At 59.3% G+C, this 14,995-nt stretch carries 11 protein-coding genes; 1 reads left to right on the plus strand and 10 read right to left on the minus strand.

The features are described 5' to 3' along the window. Positions 1-47: 47 nt before the first annotated feature. The 9 genes from NH234_RS05090 to NH234_RS05130 form a co-directional block, all read right to left on the minus strand. Positions 48-1,028, minus strand: a complete 981-nt coding sequence (locus NH234_RS05090) for a peptide ABC transporter ATP-binding protein (RefSeq protein WP_085729578.1) — start codon at positions 1,026-1,028, stop codon at positions 48-50. Then, positions 1,028-1,996, minus strand: coding sequence for an ABC transporter ATP-binding protein (locus tag NH234_RS05095; RefSeq protein ID WP_085729579.1), 969 nt, complete (start codon positions 1,994-1,996; stop codon positions 1,028-1,030). Before NH234_RS05095 ends, NH234_RS05090 begins: the two co-directional genes overlap by 1 nt. A 10-nt stretch (positions 1,997-2,006) precedes the next feature. Next, positions 2,007-2,933, minus strand: coding sequence for an ABC transporter permease subunit (locus NH234_RS05100; RefSeq protein ID WP_085729580.1), 927 nt, complete (start codon positions 2,931-2,933; stop codon positions 2,007-2,009). Between the two features lie 11 nt (positions 2,934-2,944). Next, positions 2,945-3,955, minus strand: a complete 1,011-nt coding sequence (locus NH234_RS05105) for an ABC transporter permease subunit (RefSeq protein ID WP_085711818.1) — start codon at positions 3,953-3,955, stop codon at positions 2,945-2,947. Between the two features lie 73 nt (positions 3,956-4,028). Further along, on the minus strand, positions 4,029-5,624 hold the full coding sequence (locus NH234_RS05110; protein WP_085729581.1) for an ABC transporter substrate-binding protein: 1,596 nt from the start codon (positions 5,622-5,624) through the stop codon (positions 4,029-4,031). A gap of 78 nt (positions 5,625-5,702) precedes the next feature. Further along, positions 5,703-7,115 (minus strand): OprD family porin, encoded by a 1,413-nt coding sequence (locus NH234_RS05115; RefSeq protein ID WP_085729582.1) that lies wholly within the window; start codon positions 7,113-7,115, stop codon positions 5,703-5,705. 178 nt (positions 7,116-7,293) lie between these two features. Further along, the gene (locus tag NH234_RS05120) at positions 7,294-8,892 is read right to left on the minus strand and encodes an ABC transporter substrate-binding protein (protein WP_085729583.1); all 1,599 of its coding nucleotides are present in this window, start codon (positions 8,890-8,892) and stop codon (positions 7,294-7,296) included. A gap of 295 nt (positions 8,893-9,187) precedes the next feature. Further along, positions 9,188-10,810, minus strand: coding sequence for an ABC transporter substrate-binding protein (locus tag NH234_RS05125; RefSeq protein WP_367255830.1), 1,623 nt, complete (start codon positions 10,808-10,810; stop codon positions 9,188-9,190). 260 nt (positions 10,811-11,070) lie between these two features. Next, a complete protein-coding gene (locus NH234_RS05130; protein WP_367255832.1) occupies positions 11,071-12,672 on the minus strand; it encodes an ABC transporter substrate-binding protein in 1,602 nt (533 codons plus the stop codon). 929 nt (positions 12,673-13,601) lie between these two features. Here NH234_RS05130 and NH234_RS05135 point away from each other — a divergent pair. Beyond that, complete coding sequence (locus NH234_RS05135) at positions 13,602-13,973, plus strand: DUF6124 family protein (protein WP_367255834.1); 372 nt, start codon at positions 13,602-13,604, stop codon at positions 13,971-13,973. A 169-nt stretch (positions 13,974-14,142) separates the two neighbouring features. On the opposite strand, the gene NH234_RS05140 is transcribed toward NH234_RS05135, so the two are convergent. After that, on the minus strand, positions 14,143-14,859 hold the full coding sequence (locus NH234_RS05140) for an SIMPL domain-containing protein (protein WP_085729587.1): 717 nt from the start codon (positions 14,857-14,859) through the stop codon (positions 14,143-14,145). Positions 14,860-14,995: the final 136 nt, after the last annotated feature.

Consider the following 14,995-nt stretch of genomic DNA (forward strand, 5'->3'; position numbering starts at 1 on the left):
TGGTCAACATCATCAACAACCCGCCCCAGGAAACCGGGCGGGTTTTTTCATGCCGCGCCGTCGAGGAACTGTTCGGCGTAGTGGCAAGCCACCTGCCGATTGTCGAGGTGGCGCAACATCGGTTCTTCAGTACTGCAACGCTCGGTCGCGTACGGGCAGCGCTTGTGGAACGCGCAGCCAGGCGGCGGGTTCAGCGGGTTGGGCAGCTCGCCGACGATCTTGATTTTCGGCTTGTCCGGATCCGGATGGATGGTCGGCGTCGCCGACAGCAGCGCCTGGGTGTACGGGTGCAGAGGACGGGCATAAATGTCCTCTTTCGGACCGATTTCCACCGGACGACCGAGGTACATCACCATCACGTCATCGGCCACGTGCTGCACCACCGCCAGGTTGTGCGAGATGAACACGTAACCGGTGTTGAACTCCTGCTGCATATCCATGAACAGGTTCAGCACCTGCGCCTGGATCGACACGTCCAGCGCCGAGGTCGGTTCGTCCGCCACCAGCACTTTCGGTTGCAGCATCATGGCGCGAGCCAGCGCGATACGCTGACGCTGACCGCCGGAGAACATGTGCGGATAACGCTGGTAGTGCTCGGGACGTAAGCCGACCTGCTTCATCATCGCCTGGACTTTCTCGCGGCGCTCGGCGGCCGAAAGGTTGGTGTTGATCAGCAGCGGTTCGGCCAGTTGATCTCCGACTTTCTGCCGTGGATTCAACGACGCGTAAGGGCTCTGGAACACCATCTGCACGTCTTTGCGCAGTTGTTTACGCTGAGCCTTGTCGGCACCGGCCACTTCTTGCCCGGCGATTTTCAGCGAGCCGGACGACGGTTCCTCGATCAGAGTCAGGGCGCGGGCGAGGGTGGATTTGCCGCAGCCCGATTCACCGACGACGGCGAGGGTCTTGCCGGCTTCCAGCTCGAACGACACGCCGTTGAGGGCGCGCACGGTCGCGTGGCCCTTGAACAGGCCACGGGAGACTTCGTAGTGACGGGTCAGGTCGCGGGCGGTAAGTACGACGGCCATTACGCCACCTCCTGGTTCAACGGATAGAAGCAGCGGGCGAGGCTGTTGCTTTTCGGGTCAAGGGTCGGACGCTGCGCGCGGCAGCTGTCCTGCACGTACGGGCAGCGCGGCGACAGCAGGCAACCTTGCGGGCGGTCGTAGCGGCCGGGAACGATGCCCGGCAGGGTCGCCAGACGTTCGGCACCCTGGCTGTGTTCCGGAATCGCTTTGAGCAGCGCTTCGCTGTACGGGTGGGCCGGGATGTCGAACAGCTGCGGCACCTGACCGACTTCTACGGCTTGACCGGCGTACATCACGCACACGCGCTGGGCGGTTTCGGCCACCACGGCGAGGTCGTGGGTGATCAGCACCAGGCCCATGTTCTGCTCTTTCTGCAACGCCAGCAGCAGATCCATGATCTGCGCCTGAATCGTCACGTCGAGTGCGGTGGTCGGTTCGTCGGCGATCAGCAGTTTCGGCTCGCCGGCAATCGCCATTGCGATTGCCACACGCTGGCTCATACCGCCGGACAGTTGGTGCGGGTAGGCGTCCATACGGCTGGCGGCGCCCGGGATTTCGACTTTTTCCAGCAGTTCGATCGCACGTTTACGCGCTTGCTTGCCGGACATTTTCAGGTGCAGGCGCAGCACTTCTTCGATCTGGAAACCGACGGTGTAGCTTGGGTTCAGGGCGGTCATCGGATCCTGGAACACCATGGACAGGTCTTTACCGACGATCTGCCGACGCTGGCGATTGCTCAGTTTGAGCATGTCTTTACCGTCGAAGCTCAGGGAATCGGCAGTGACGATCCCCGGGTGTTCGATCAGGCCCATCAGCGCCATCATGGTCACGGACTTGCCGGAACCCGACTCGCCCACGATCGCCAGGACTTCGCCCTTGTCGACTTTCAGGTCGAGGCCGTCGACCACGGGTGTGGCGTTCTTGTCGCCGAAGCGAACGTTGAGATTCTTGATTTCTAGCAGTGACATGGGAATCTCCTCAGGCGGCGTTCTTGAGTTTCGGGTCCAGCGCATCGCGCAGGCCGTCGCCCATCAAGTTGATTGCCAGCACGCTGAGCAAAATGGTCAAACCAGGCAGACTCACGACCCACCAGGCGCGTTCGATGTAGTCGCGGGCCGAGGCCAGCATGGTGCCCCACTCAGGGGTTGGCGGCTGGACGCCGAGGCCGAGGAAGCCCAGGGCGGCGGCATCGAGGATCGCCGAAGAGAAGCTCAGGGTCGCCTGGACGATCAGCGGTGCCATGCAGTTGGGCAGCACGGTGATGAACATCAGGCGTGGCAGACCGGCACCGGCCAGGCGCGCGGCGGTCACATAGTCGCGGTTCAGTTCGCCCATCACCGCGGCACGGGTCAGACGCACGTAGGACGGCAAGGACACCACGGCAATCGCGATCACGGTGTTGATCAGGCCTGGGCCGAGGATGGCGACGATCGCCACGGCCAGCAGCAGCGACGGTAGGGCCAGCATGATGTCCATCAGACGCATGATGGTCGGGCCAATCATTTTCGGGAAAAAGCCGGCGAACAGGCCCAGCAGAATCCCCGGGATCAGCGACATCACCACCGACGACAGACCGATCAGCAGCGAAAGACGCGAACCCTGGATCAGACGCGACAGCAGGTCGCGACCCAGTTCATCGGTGCCGAGCAGGAACTGCATCTGCCCGCCTTCGAGCCACGCCGGTGGCGTCAGCAGGAAGTCACGGTATTGCTCGCTCGGGTTATGCGGGGCGACCCACGGCGCGAAGATCGCGCAGAAAATCACCAGCAGCATGAACAGCATGCCGGCGACGGCGCCCTTGTTCTTGGCGAAGGCCTGCCAGAACTCTTTGTACGGTGACGGATACAGCAGACTTTGATCCACGGCGGTGGCGGCGGTGACTACTGAGGATGTTGGAGTGCTCATGGGTATTGACCTCAGCGCTGATGACGGATGCGTGGGTTGGCAAAGCCGTAGAGGATGTCCACCACGAAGTTGACCAGGATCACCAGGCAGGCGATCAACAGAATGCCGTTCTGCACAACCGGGTAGTCCCGGGCGCCGATGGCTTCGATCAGCCACTTGCCGATGCCGGGCCAGGAGAAGATGGTTTCGGTCAGGACCGCACCGGCCAACAGGGTGCCGACTTGCAGGCCGACCACGGTCAGCACCGGGATCAGGGCGTTGCGCAGACCGTGAACGAACACCACGCGCGATGGCGACAGGCCTTTGGCCTTGGCGGTGCGGATGTAGTCTTCACGCAGTACTTCGAGCATCGACGAGCGGGTCATCCGCGCGATCACCGCCAGCGGAATGGTGCCGAGCACGATGGCCGGCAGGATCAGGTGATGCAGCGCATCCAGGAAAGCGCCGGTGTCATTGGCCAGCAGGGTGTCGATCAGCATGAAACCGGTGCGTGGCTCGATGTCATAGAGCAGGTCGATCCGCCCGGAAACCGGGGTCCAGCCCAGGCTCACCGAGAAGAACATGATGAGGATCAGGCCCCACCAGAAGATCGGCATCGAATACCCCGCCAGGGAGATGCCCATCACCCCGTGGTCGAACAGGGATCCTCGCTTGAGGGCCGCAATCACCCCGGCCAACAGGCCCAGGATACCGGCGAACAGCAGGGCGGCCATGGACAGTTCCAGGGTCGCCGGGAAGAGGGAGGTGAACTCGGTCCATACGCTCTCACGGGTGCGCAGGGATTCGCCGAGGTCGCCGTGAGCCAACTTGCCGATGTAGTCCAGGTACTGGGCGTACAACGGTTTGTTAAGACCGAGGCGTTCCATTGCCTGAGCGTGCATTTCGGGGTCGACCCGACGTTCGCCCATCATCACTTCCACGGGGTCGCCGGGAATCATGCGAATCAACGCGAAAGTCAGCAAGGTGATGCCGAAAAACGTGGGGATCAACAACCCCAGTCGGCGGGCAATAAAACTAAACATCTTGTGTGGTACCTCATCAGCCGGTTAGGCGTGCCCGGCGACCCTGGGGTCAGGGAGGCCGGGAGTTTCTTATCTACTTCACCTGGGTGGTGGCGAAGTTATTGGTTGTCAGAGGGCTGATGTGATAACCCTCTACGTTGTTGCGCATTGCGGTAAACATCCGGGTGTGGGCCATGCTGATCCACGGTTGGTCCTGATTGAAAATCGTCTGGGCTTCTTCATACAGTTTGGCGCGTTCGGCCGGATCTACTTTAGCCCGTGCTTCGTCGAGCAGTGTCTGGAACTTCTCGTTGCACCAGCGAGCGTAGTTTTCGCCGTTCTTGGCGGCTTCGCAACTGAGCATAGGCGTCAGGAAGTTATCCGGGTCGCCGTTGTCGCCCGCCCATCCGGCCGAAACCATGTCGTGCTCGCCTGCCTTGGCGCGTTTGAGCATTTCGCCCCATTCCATCACGCGGATGTCGATCTTGATCCCGACTTTCGCCAGGTCAGCCTGCATCATTTGCGCGCCGAGCATCGGGTTCGGGTTGGTCGGGCCGCCGCCGTTGCGGGTAAACAGGGTAAACACGGTACCTTCCGGCACGCCGGCTTCCTTGAGCAGGGCGCGGGCCTTGTCGAGGTCGCGTGGCGGGTTCTTCAGGTCGTGGTTGTAACCCAGCAGGGTCGGTGGGTACGGGTTGACCGCGACCGAGGCGTTGCCTTTGCCGAACAGGGCGTTGACATAGGCTTCCTTGTCGAAGGCGATGTCGATCGCTTTACGCACCCGCACGTCGCTGATGTATTTGTGCTGGGTGTTCATGGCGATGTAGGAGACGGTCATCGCGTCCATTTCATCGACTTTCAGCTTGTCGTCTTTCTTGATGCTCGGGATGTCATCCGGTTTCGGATACAGCGCGATCTGGCACTCGTTGGCCTTGAGTTTCTGCAAGCGCACGTTGTTGTCGGTGGCGATCGCCAGGATCAGCGCATCCGCCGGTGCCTTGCCACGGAAGTAGTCCGGGTTGGCCTTGAAGCGAACCTGGGCGTCCTTGTTGTAGCGCTGGAAGACGAACGGCCCGGTGCCGACCGGTTTGTTGTTCAGATCACCGGTCTTGTTGGCCTTGAGCAACTGGTCGGCGTATTCGGCCGGGTAGATCGAGGAGAACGCCATGGCGATGTCGGCCAGGAACGGCGCTTCGCGGCGGGTCAGCGTGAACTTGACCGTGTTGTCGTCGACTTTCTCGACGCTCTTAAGCAGTTCCTTGAAGCCCATGCTTTCAAAGTACGGGAAGCCCACGCTCGACAGTTTGTGCCACGGGTGATTCGGGTCCAGCTGACGCTGGAAGCTCCAGACCACGTCGTCGGCGTTCATGTCGCGAGTCGGCTTGAAGTATTCGGTGGTGTGGAACTTGACGCCTTTGCGCAGGTGGAACGTGTAGGTCAGGCCATCGTCACTGATGTCCCAGGACTCGGCGAGCGCCGGGATCACTTCAGTGGTGCCGGGCTTGAAGTCAGCCAGGCGGTTGAAGATGGTTTCGGCCACCGCGTCGGCAGTGACTGCAGTCGTGTACTGGACCATATCGAAGCCTTCCGGACTGGCTTCGGTGCAGACCACCAAGGGTTTGGCCGAGACGCCGATGGTGGCGCTCAACAGGGCGGCAGCGACGGCCGCACGTAGGGGAAGCATTTTCATCGATAACCCTCTGCAATCGGTTGAAGAAAAAAAGCCGAACGGCCGACTCGTCACTGAGTCAGCCGTCGGCACGCGTTTTTACAGAATGTTGAACGGTACGGTGGTCACGAGACGGAACTCGTTGATGCTGCCGTCAGCCTGGTTTTCGCTGGCGCGGTGAGCAGTGTAGGTGGCACGCACGGTGGTCGCCTTGAGCGGGCCGCTCTGTACCGCGTAAGTGGCACCGATGCCGTATTCGTAGTGGTGCTCGCCGTCCATGTTTTTCACGTCATACGCAGTGCCGGTGTAGTGAGTACCGTCGATGCCCCAGCCGCGAGCCTGGTAGATGTTGAACTTCAGGCCTGGCACGCCGTATTCGGCCATGTTCAGACCGTAGGCGACCTGGAAGGATTTCTCGTTCGGGCCGTTGAAGTCGGACAGCAGGGAGTTGGCCAGGTAGATGCCGTTGGTTTCGTGCAGGTAGTCGAAGTACTCGTCACCGTTAATTTCCTGGTACGAGAAGGTCAGGCTGTGGGCCTGGTGGGTCAGACCGAACGACAGGGAGTAGGTGTCGTTGTCGATGTTGCCCATCTCTTTCTTGCCGGTATCGACGGTCTTGTAGTAGTTCAGACCGGTGGTCAGGCTCACGATGTTGCTGTCACCCAGTTCGTGGGTGGCGCCGAAGTAGTACTGGTTCCAGAAGTCTTCAACCTTGGAGGCGTACAGGCTGGTCTTCAGGCTTTTCAGCGGCTGGTAGTTCAGGCCGACGATGCTCACGCGATCGGTCTCGGCTTTGTTGTTGGTGTACTCGGAGCGGAATTTCGACAAGCTTTCTTCGGTACGCGGCGATACGCGGTCGAAGCTGCCGGCGTCGAACGACAGGTTGTTCAGCTCTTCGCTGTGCAGGCTGACACCTTCAAAGCTCGAAGGCAGCGCACGGTTGCCGATGGTGTCGACGATTGGCGTGCTGAAGTTCTGGCGACCGGCGGTCAGGGTGGTGTTGGAAACGCGGAACTTGACGTTGGCCAGGCCCAGTTTGCTCCACTGACCTTCAGCGTCGCCGCCTTCTTTGGTCAGCGTACGGTTGTTGCCTGCGCCTGGACGCGAACCCGGTGCACCACCGTTGTTGGAGGCCAGATCCTTGCGATTGCGCTCCAGTGCAACGGCGTTGTACGCGGCCACTTCAGTGCTGACACCGACGGTGCCCTGAGTGAAGCCGGAGGTGTAGTTGACGATGGTGCCCTGCACCCAGTTGATACGACGATCGGTCGGGGTCGCGACACCGTCTTTGCGGTAGGTGAACTTGCCGCCACGTTTCAGTTGCTCGTTGGCGTACCAGTTACGGGTCGTGCCGCTGATTTTGGAGCCTTCGAGGAAGCCGGTGGCTTCAGCCTGGGCGCTCTGCTCGTTGACGGTAACCGGGGTGAACGCCTGGCTCTGTTCCTCGGCATAAGCCGTGGCGGTGATGCTGCTGATGGCCAGGGCCAGTATCGCGGTGCTGCTCAGTTTCATGGGTGAAGCTCCTTTACTTTCTTTTTATGCCGGCTTTTTTTGTAGGGCCGGTTTTTGGTTTTAGAACTCATTCACACATCGCAAACGTTTGCAAAAGGCCTGATTGGCGATTTTCGGCAAAGCGCTTGCGTGAGGAGGTAGACGGCCTCCTCAGCGTTGCGGCTAGTCGGTTATTTGTTTAGTCGATGCTCACACCCGAAAACACGTTGCGACCGAAGGGGCTGACCTTGAATCCTTCGATCCTGGCGCTTAACGGCTGGTTGACCGTCGAGTGAGCCACAGGCGTGATTGGCACTTGCTGTTTGAGCAACTGCTGGGCCTGTTTGTAGAGCACGGTGCGCTGGTCGCGGTCGGTGACGACCTTGGCCTCTTTGATCAGCTTGTCGTAAGCCGGGTCGCACCACATGGAGTAGTTGTTGCCGCCAATGGCGTCGCAGCTGTACAGCGTGCCGAGCCAGTTGTCCGGATCCCCGTTGTCACCGGTCCAGCCGATCAGGCTGACGTCGTGTTCGCCATTCTTGGTGCGCTTGATGTACTCGCCCCATTCGTAGCTGACGATCTTCACTTTCAGACCGATCTTGGCCCAGTCAGCCTGGAGCATTTCGGCCATCAGTTTGGCGTTCGGGTTGTACGGACGCTGCACCGGCATGGCCCACAGGGTGATCTCGGTGCCTTCCTTGACGCCGGCAGCCTTGAGCAGTGCCTTGGCTTTTTCCGGGTTGTAGGCGGCGTCCTTGATCGTGGTGTCGTAGGACCATTGAGTTGGCGGCATGGCGTTGACCGCCAGTTGACCGGCACCCTGGTAAACAGCGTTGAGAATTCCCTGTTTATTCACCGCCATGTCCAGCGCCTGACGCACTTCGAGCTGGTCGAACGGTTTGTGGCGCACGTTGTAGGCGATGTAACCGAGGTTGAAGCCCGGCTTTTCGATCAGTTGCAGTTTCGGGTCGTTCTTCAGTGCCGGCACATCGGCCGGGCGCGGGTGCAGAGTGACTTGGCACTCGCCGGCCTTGAGCTTCTGCACGCGAACCGAGGCGTCGGTATTGATCGCGAAAATCAGGTTCTTCAGCTTCACCCGGCTCTGATCCCAGTAATGCGGGTTGCCGGTATAGCGGATGTTCGAGTCTTTCTGATAGCTCTTGAACACGAACGGGCCAGTGCCGATCGGCTTCTGATTGATGTCGCTCGGCTTGCCTTCGGCCAGTAGCTTGTCAGCGTATTCAGCAGACAGAATGGCGGCGAAGCTCATGGCGATGTTCTGGATGAATGCGGCGTCGACGCTGTTGAGCGTGAACTCCACGGTCAGCGGCCCGGTCTTTTCGACCTTGGCGATGTTCTTGTTCAGGCTCATCCCGTTGAAATACGGGAACTCGGTCGGATAAGCCTTACGGAATGGCTGTTGCGGATCGAGCATGCGGTTAAACGTGAACAGCACGTCGTCGGCGTTGAAATCGCGGGTGGGTTTGAAGTAAGCCGTTGTATGAAATTTCACCCCTTCACGCAGGTGAAAGGTGTACTTGAGGCCATCCTCGGAAATATCCCAGCTCGTTGCCAGGCCCGGTACGACATTGGTCGCGCCTTTTTCGAATTCGGCCAGGCGGTTGTACAGCGGTTCGGCGGCGTCGTTATCCGTGGCCGTCGTGTACTGCGCGGTGTCGAAACCGGCCGGGCTGCCTTCGGAGCAGAACACCAGACTGTCGCTGGCGGCAAAACTCGCGGACGTGGCGGCCAACAGGCCGGCGCCCAGCAATGCGGAAAAAACCAAGGTGTGGCGCATGACGCTCCCTCTTGTCTCAGTGTTTTTCAATGCGCCGCGATCCCTTCCAGGGAAGTTGTGGCTGCATTGAGCTCAATCCAACAGCAAACCGATAGCCCACGCAGTCACTGGTCAGAACCTGACGGTAGGGGCCGTAGGTCTGGCAGTAAATGCGCTGAGTCCTAAAGACTCGTAGGAAAAGGCGACACGTCCTAAACCAATCTGGTAAGACCAGGTGGAAATGGATGTAGGCAGATTCCTGACTATTCGGCAGAAAAAAACAGCGGCGACGCTGAAAACGTCGCCGCTGGCTTTTTTACTTGATGCTGACGCCGTAGAAGGAGTTCAAGCCGAATGGGCTGATCTTGAAGTCCTGCACGTTGGCGCGCATGGGTTGATACACCGTCGAGTGAGCGATAGGTGTCATAGGGACTGCATCTTTGAGGACGTGTTGCGCCTCTTTGTAGAGTTCGGTGCGCTTGGCCTGGTCAGTGGTGCGCTTGGCTTCTTTCACGAGGCCGTCGAATTTCTTGTCGCACCATTTGGAGAAGTTGTTGCCGCTCAGCGAGTCGCAACCAAACAACACGTTGAGCCAGTTGTCCGGATCACCATTGTCACCGCTCCAGCCAATGATCATGGCCTGGTTCTCGCCACCTTTGGAGCGCTTGATGTACTCGCCCCACTCGTAGCTGGTGATCTTCACGTTCAGACCGATCTTCTTCCAGTCGGACTGGAGCATTTCGGCCATCAGTTTGGCGTTCGGGTTGTACGGACGCTGAACCGGCATCGCCCACAGGACGATCTCGGTGCCTTCCTTGACGCCGGCTTCCTTGAGCAGCTGCTTGGCTTTCTCAGGATCGTACTTGGCGTCCTTGATGGTGGTGTCGTAGGACCACTGGGTCGGCGGCATGGCGTTGACGGCCAGCTGGCCTGCGCCCTGGTAAACCGAGTCTATGATCTGTGGCTTGTTCACAGCCATGTCCAGCGCCTGGCGAACACGCAGGTCGGCCAGCGGGTTGGCTTCGTTGCTGCCCTTGACCTTGTCCATCACGTTGTAGGCGATGTAGCCCAGGTTGAAGCCGGCCTGGTCAGGCATCTTCAGCGCGGGGTCGGCTTTCAGTGCGGCGAGGTCGGCCGGACGCGGGAACAGAGTGACCTGGCACTCGTTCTTTTTCAGCTTCTGGATACGTACCGACGGGTCGGTGGTGATGGCGAAGATCAGGTTGTCGATCTTCACGTCTTCAGGCTTCCAGTAATCCTTGTTGCCGGTGTAACGGATGTTGGAGTCTTTCTGGTAGCTCTTGAACACGAACGGACCAGTGCCGATCGGCTTCTGGTTGATGTCGGCAGCCTTGCCTTCCTTCAGCAGCTGCGCTGCGTACTCGGCGGACTGAATCGAAGCGAAGCTCATGGCCATGTTCTGGATGAACGCGGCGTCGACTTCTTTCAGAGTGAACTTGACGGTGTGGTCGTCGACTTTATCGATCTTGGTGATGTTGGTATCCATCCCCATGTCGGTGAAGTATGGGAATTCGGTCGGGTACGCCTTACGGAACGGGTCATCCTTGTTAATCATGCGATTGAAGGTGAACAGCACGTCGTCGGCGTTGAACTCACGAGTCGGCTTGAAATACGGGGTGGTGTGGAACTTCACGCCTTCACGCAGGTGGAAGGTGTAGGTCAGGCCGTCCGGGGAAATGTCCCAGCTGGTCGCCAGCCCAGGAACAACGGCGGTGCCGCCACGCTCGAACTGGGTCAGACGGTTGAACATGGTTTCGGCTGAGGCGTCGAAGTCGGTTCCGGTGGTGTATTGGCCTGGGTCGAAACCGGCCGGGCTGCCTTCGGAGCAGAACACCAGGTTAGTCGCAGCGGAAGCGAAAGGTGCGGAGGCTAACAAGCCTGCGCCGACTAAAAACGGAATGACCGCGTGTTTAAGCATGTTGGCCTCATGATTTGTTGTCATTTTTTAATATTGAGGTACGACCTCGTGAGTCGTGCCTGCGGATACTTATGCAGGGCCCATACCCAATGCAAGATCCAGAGCGCCCGGCGGCATCAAACGGTGGCACGAACGTACCTTAATGTCGCATCCGTATAACTTCTGACGCATTTGACCGTTTGCGGTCGTTTTTTACGGTGCAAATGAAGCCCCAAAACGGTGCATTGGTCATGATTTGCGCGCCGCCTTGGGGCCGGGTGTTACTTATTTATACCCACGCCATAGAAGGGGGTTAGACCGAACGGGCTGATCTTGAAGTCGGTGACTTCCTTGCGCAGCGGCTGGAACACCGTGGAGTTGGCGATCGGCGTGATCGGCACTTGCTGTTTAAGGATCAGTTGCGCCTGTTGATACAGTTTTACCCGTTGCGATTTATCGGTGGACACCTTGGCCTGCTGCACCAGTTTGTCGTAGGCCGGATCGCACCATTTGGCGTAGTTGCTGCCTTTCACCGCCGCGCAGCTGTAAAGCACGCCGAGCCAGTTGTCCGGGTCGCCGTTGTCACCGGTCCAGCCGTAGATCATCGCGTCGTGTTCGCCATTCTTGGCGCGCTTGATGTACTCGCCCCATTCATAGCTGACGATGTTGGCCTTGATGCCGACCTTCTCCCAATCCTGCTGGATCATCTGTGCCGACATCCGCGCATTCGGGTTGGACGCGCGCTGCACGGTCATCGCCCAGAGATTGATGGTTGTACCCGGTGCAACCCCGGCTTCCTTGAGTAGCGCCTTGGCTTTGACAGGGTCGTGCGGCGCATCTTTTATGTTCGGATCGAACGACCACTGCGCTGGCGGTAAGGCGTTTTGCGCCAGCTGACCGGCACTCTGGTAAACCGCTTTGATGATCGCCGGTTTGTCGATGGCCATATCGAGCGCCTGGCGTACTTTGAGCTGATCCAGCGGCGGATGGGTGGTGTTGTAGGCAAGGAAACCGAGGTTGAAACCGGCCTGCTTCAACACGCGCAGGTTCGGGTCTTTTTCCATCACTTCGATGTCGGCCGGGCGCGGGTAGCCGCTGACCTGGCATTCGCCGGTCTTGAGTTTCTGCAGGCGGACGGCTGCGTCCGGGGTGATCGAGAACACCAGGTTGTCGATTTTGACATCTTCGGGTTTCCAGTAGTCCTTGTTCGCTGCGTAGCGGATCTGCGAGTCCTTCTGGTAACGCTTGAACACGAACGGGCCGGTACCGACCGGTTTCTGGTTGATGTCTGCTGCCTTGCCTTCCTTCAGCAACTGCGCGGCATATTCGGCCGATTGCACCGAGGCGAAGCTCATGGCGAGGTTTTGCACGAACGCGGCGTCGACGTTGTTCAGATTGAAGCGCACGGTATTTTCGTCGATTTTTTCCACGGATTTGATCGTGGTGTTCAGGTCCATGTCGGTGAAGTAGGGGGACTCGGCGGGGTAGGCCTTGCGGAAGGCGTTTTCCGGGTCGAGCAGGCGCTGGAAGGTGAACAGCACGTCGTCGGCGTTGAAGGTGCGGGTCGGGGTGAAGTAGTCAGTGGTGTGGAATTTTACGTTCTGGCGCAGGTGGAAGGTGTATTGGAGGCCGTCCGGGCTCACGTCCCAGCTTGTGGCCAGGCCCGGTTCGATGTCGGTGCTGCCGCGTTTGAATTGGGTGAGGCGGTTGAAGACGGTTTCGGCGGAGGCGTCGAAGTCGGTGCCGCTGGTGTATTGGCTGGGGTCGAAGCCTGCGGGGCTGGCTTCGGAGCAGTAGACCAGGGTTGTTGCTGCGTTGGCGATTGGGGTTATGGCGGTCAGGGCCAGGGTTATTAGAAGTGGTTTGAAGGTGAATCGATCCATGGAGTCCCCGGGTGTATTGGAGGTAGTTGTGGGGAGGAGGGTAGCCGGGGTTTCGGTGGGCGCGGAAATATCGTTTTTCTAGGTGAGGTGTCTATCTCGGTATATCTGGGGAGGTTGTGAACATATCCGTTTTTTCGGGTGCTGCGGCTTATGGTTCCGCCCTGACGGCGGGTCACTTTTTACAAACGCCTAAAAAGTAACCAAAAACGCTTGCTCCTGCGTTCGGCCCGCTCGCTAGGGCTCGGGGTTCCTTCGCTCCGGGATTCATCCGGGGGGCATCGCCTACGGTTTGCTTCGCTGCACCTCCTCTCGATGTGTTTGGCTTCGCCAAACGGTCGCTGCGCTCCCACCCCCGGATAAATCCCTCCACTCAGCCTTCCGACGTCGCCCGTGGATCAAGATCAAGAGCTGCAGCCGAGCTAACGCTCATCCTGTTGAGTGGTGGTGGAGCAACAGCTAGAGCGGTTTGTGTGCTTTTCAGATTTTGAATTCACCTTCGATATCGCACGTCGGCGTACCTCTCCCAAACACCACGGTCAGTCCCCTCTCCCTACGGGCGGTCCGACGTTTCGGGAGGGTTAGGGTGAGGGCAGCTTTTGAAACTGTTTAAATCTCAACAACATCGCAGGACCCTTCCCACAAGGTTTTCAGGTTGTCCGTCGGAAGCACGCTCTCTAGTCTTTGGTTGTCGCAGAAAACTCTGTGATTGGGTGTGAGAACCCAGGCAAGCGAGTGTTATTCAAACGTCAGTCCGACCATAATTGCCGCCAGCTTTCTGCTGCCTGTAGTTGATTTATGGCGGCTGTGTGCGGGCAGACTTCGGTCTGGCCGGAATCTCCTTGCCCGGTTTCTCACCCCGCACATAGCTGCCACCTCTTCGCCGCGTGAGAACGGCATCTGGTGGCTTAAAATCAGCAAGGAGGTTATCAATGAACAAGGTTGTCCCCGATCCACCCCTCGAATCACCCACCCCCCTCGAAGAAGCCATGCGCGCCGAAGACCTCGCCCGCAACCGCGAAGCCATCAAGCGCGCCCTCGATTTCTATCTTTGCCCCAACCCTTCCAAACCGCGCCCGAGCACGATGTATATGGTCACGCCCAACGTCGACACCGAAAGCCTGCTGGCCAACGCCTGCGAGTCCCTGGCGTCGGCCAGTACCATCGCCAGCAATTTCGCCAATGAACTCAGCGGTTCGCAGCGCAGTACGGCGCTCGGGATCCAGCAGATCATCATGCTGGCCGAGCTGGCGGTGAACCGGGCGCTGGATCGGGCGCTGGATCGGGTTGATCCGCAAACCTGAGACCGTGTCATCGTTCATCGCCAGCAGGCTGGCTCCCACAGGAGTCCGCATTCCAAATGTGGGAGCTAGCTTGCTAGCGATGACGGCGGAGCTGACAACCCAAATGCCGGGCACAAAAAAACCGGCGATCATTCACTGATCGCCGGTTTTTCATTCAGCCGTCACTCAATTACTGCATCAACACTTCAATCGAGCCATCAGCGGTCAGGCTGACCTGGCTGGTGCCGGCTTCGACTTCAGGCGTGACGGGCGCCGAATCCATGCCGGCGGCTTTCATCATCATCGGGGCGCGCATGTACGGTTGTGGGAAGCCGTTGCTGTTGAGGTTCAGGTTGACGATTTTGTAGCCCTTGCCACCCAAGGCGTCGGTGGCCAGTTGGGCGCGGGCCTTGAAGGCGGTAACGGCTTCTTTCAGCAGTTTGTCTTCGCTGGCCTTGCGGGTCGGGTCGGCGATGGCGAAGTCCATGCCGCCCATTTTCAGGTCGGTCAGCAACTCGCCGGTGAGTTTGGACAGGGCGGCGAAGTCGGCGCTTTCCAGGCGCAGTTCGGCGCGTTCGCGCCAGCCGGTGATTTTCTGGCCCTTGGTGTCGTAGATCGGGTAGCTGTTGCGGCTGCCCTGGCGCAGGGTGATGTCTTTGACTTGCTTGGCCTGGGCCAGGGCCTTGTTCATGGTGGTGCTGACGTCGGCGGCGAGTTTGGCCGGGTCAGTGTTCTGTTCTTCGGTGTAGAGGGTCACGATCATCAGGTCGCGGGCCACTTCTTGGCTGACTTCGGCACGCAGGGAAATCTGGTTGTAGTGCAGCTCATCGGCCGCCAGGGCCGGAAGGCTGGCGACACTGCCGACGGTCAGGGCGAGAAGGGCGGCGCTGCGGCGAAATGTGTGCATGAAAGCTCCTTGATGAGGGCGCAGGTGATGGTTCGGGGCCTGCGTGAAACCATCAGACTCTAGCTTTTATGATCCGGTTCGCCCAGTTACAACTTCTATACAGATGGCCGGCAGCCGCTGCGCAGCCAATCGCGAG

It is taken from the genome of Pseudomonas sp. stari2 (genome assembly GCF_040760005.1).
In the GTDB taxonomy this organism is placed as follows: Bacteria; Pseudomonadota; Gammaproteobacteria; order Pseudomonadales; family Pseudomonadaceae; genus Aquipseudomonas.

Excerpts from the sequence above, each read along its gene's own strand:
- NH234_RS05105 (WP_085711818.1), bottom strand. The coding sequence starts at position 3,955 with ATGTTTAGTTTTATTGCCCGCCGACTGGGGTTGTTGATCCCCACGTTT.
- NH234_RS05100 (WP_085729580.1), bottom strand. The coding sequence starts at position 2,933 with ATGAGCACTCCAACATCCTCAGTAGTCACCGCCGCCACCGCCGTGGAT.
- NH234_RS05090 (WP_085729578.1), bottom strand. The coding sequence starts at position 1,028 with ATGGCCGTCGTACTTACCGCCCGCGACCTGACCCGTCACTACGAAGTC.
- NH234_RS05120 (WP_085729583.1), bottom strand. The coding sequence starts at position 8,892 with ATGCGCCACACCTTGGTTTTTTCCGCATTGCTGGGCGCCGGCCTGTTG.
- NH234_RS05115 (WP_085729582.1), bottom strand. The coding sequence starts at position 7,115 with ATGAAACTGAGCAGCACCGCGATACTGGCCCTGGCCATCAGCAGCATC.
- NH234_RS05140 (WP_085729587.1), bottom strand. The coding sequence starts at position 14,859 with ATGCACACATTTCGCCGCAGCGCCGCCCTTCTCGCCCTGACCGTCGGC.
- NH234_RS05125 (WP_367255830.1), bottom strand. The coding sequence starts at position 10,810 with ATGCTTAAACACGCGGTCATTCCGTTTTTAGTCGGCGCAGGCTTGTTA.
- NH234_RS05130 (WP_367255832.1), bottom strand. The coding sequence starts at position 12,672 with ATGGATCGATTCACCTTCAAACCACTTCTAATAACCCTGGCCCTGACC.
- NH234_RS05095 (WP_085729579.1), bottom strand. The coding sequence starts at position 1,996 with ATGTCACTGCTAGAAATCAAGAATCTCAACGTTCGCTTCGGCGACAAG.
- NH234_RS05110 (WP_085729581.1), bottom strand. The coding sequence starts at position 5,624 with ATGAAAATGCTTCCCCTACGTGCGGCCGTCGCTGCCGCCCTGTTGAGC.
- NH234_RS05135 (WP_367255834.1), top strand. The coding sequence starts at position 13,602 with ATGAACAAGGTTGTCCCCGATCCACCCCTCGAATCACCCACCCCCCTC.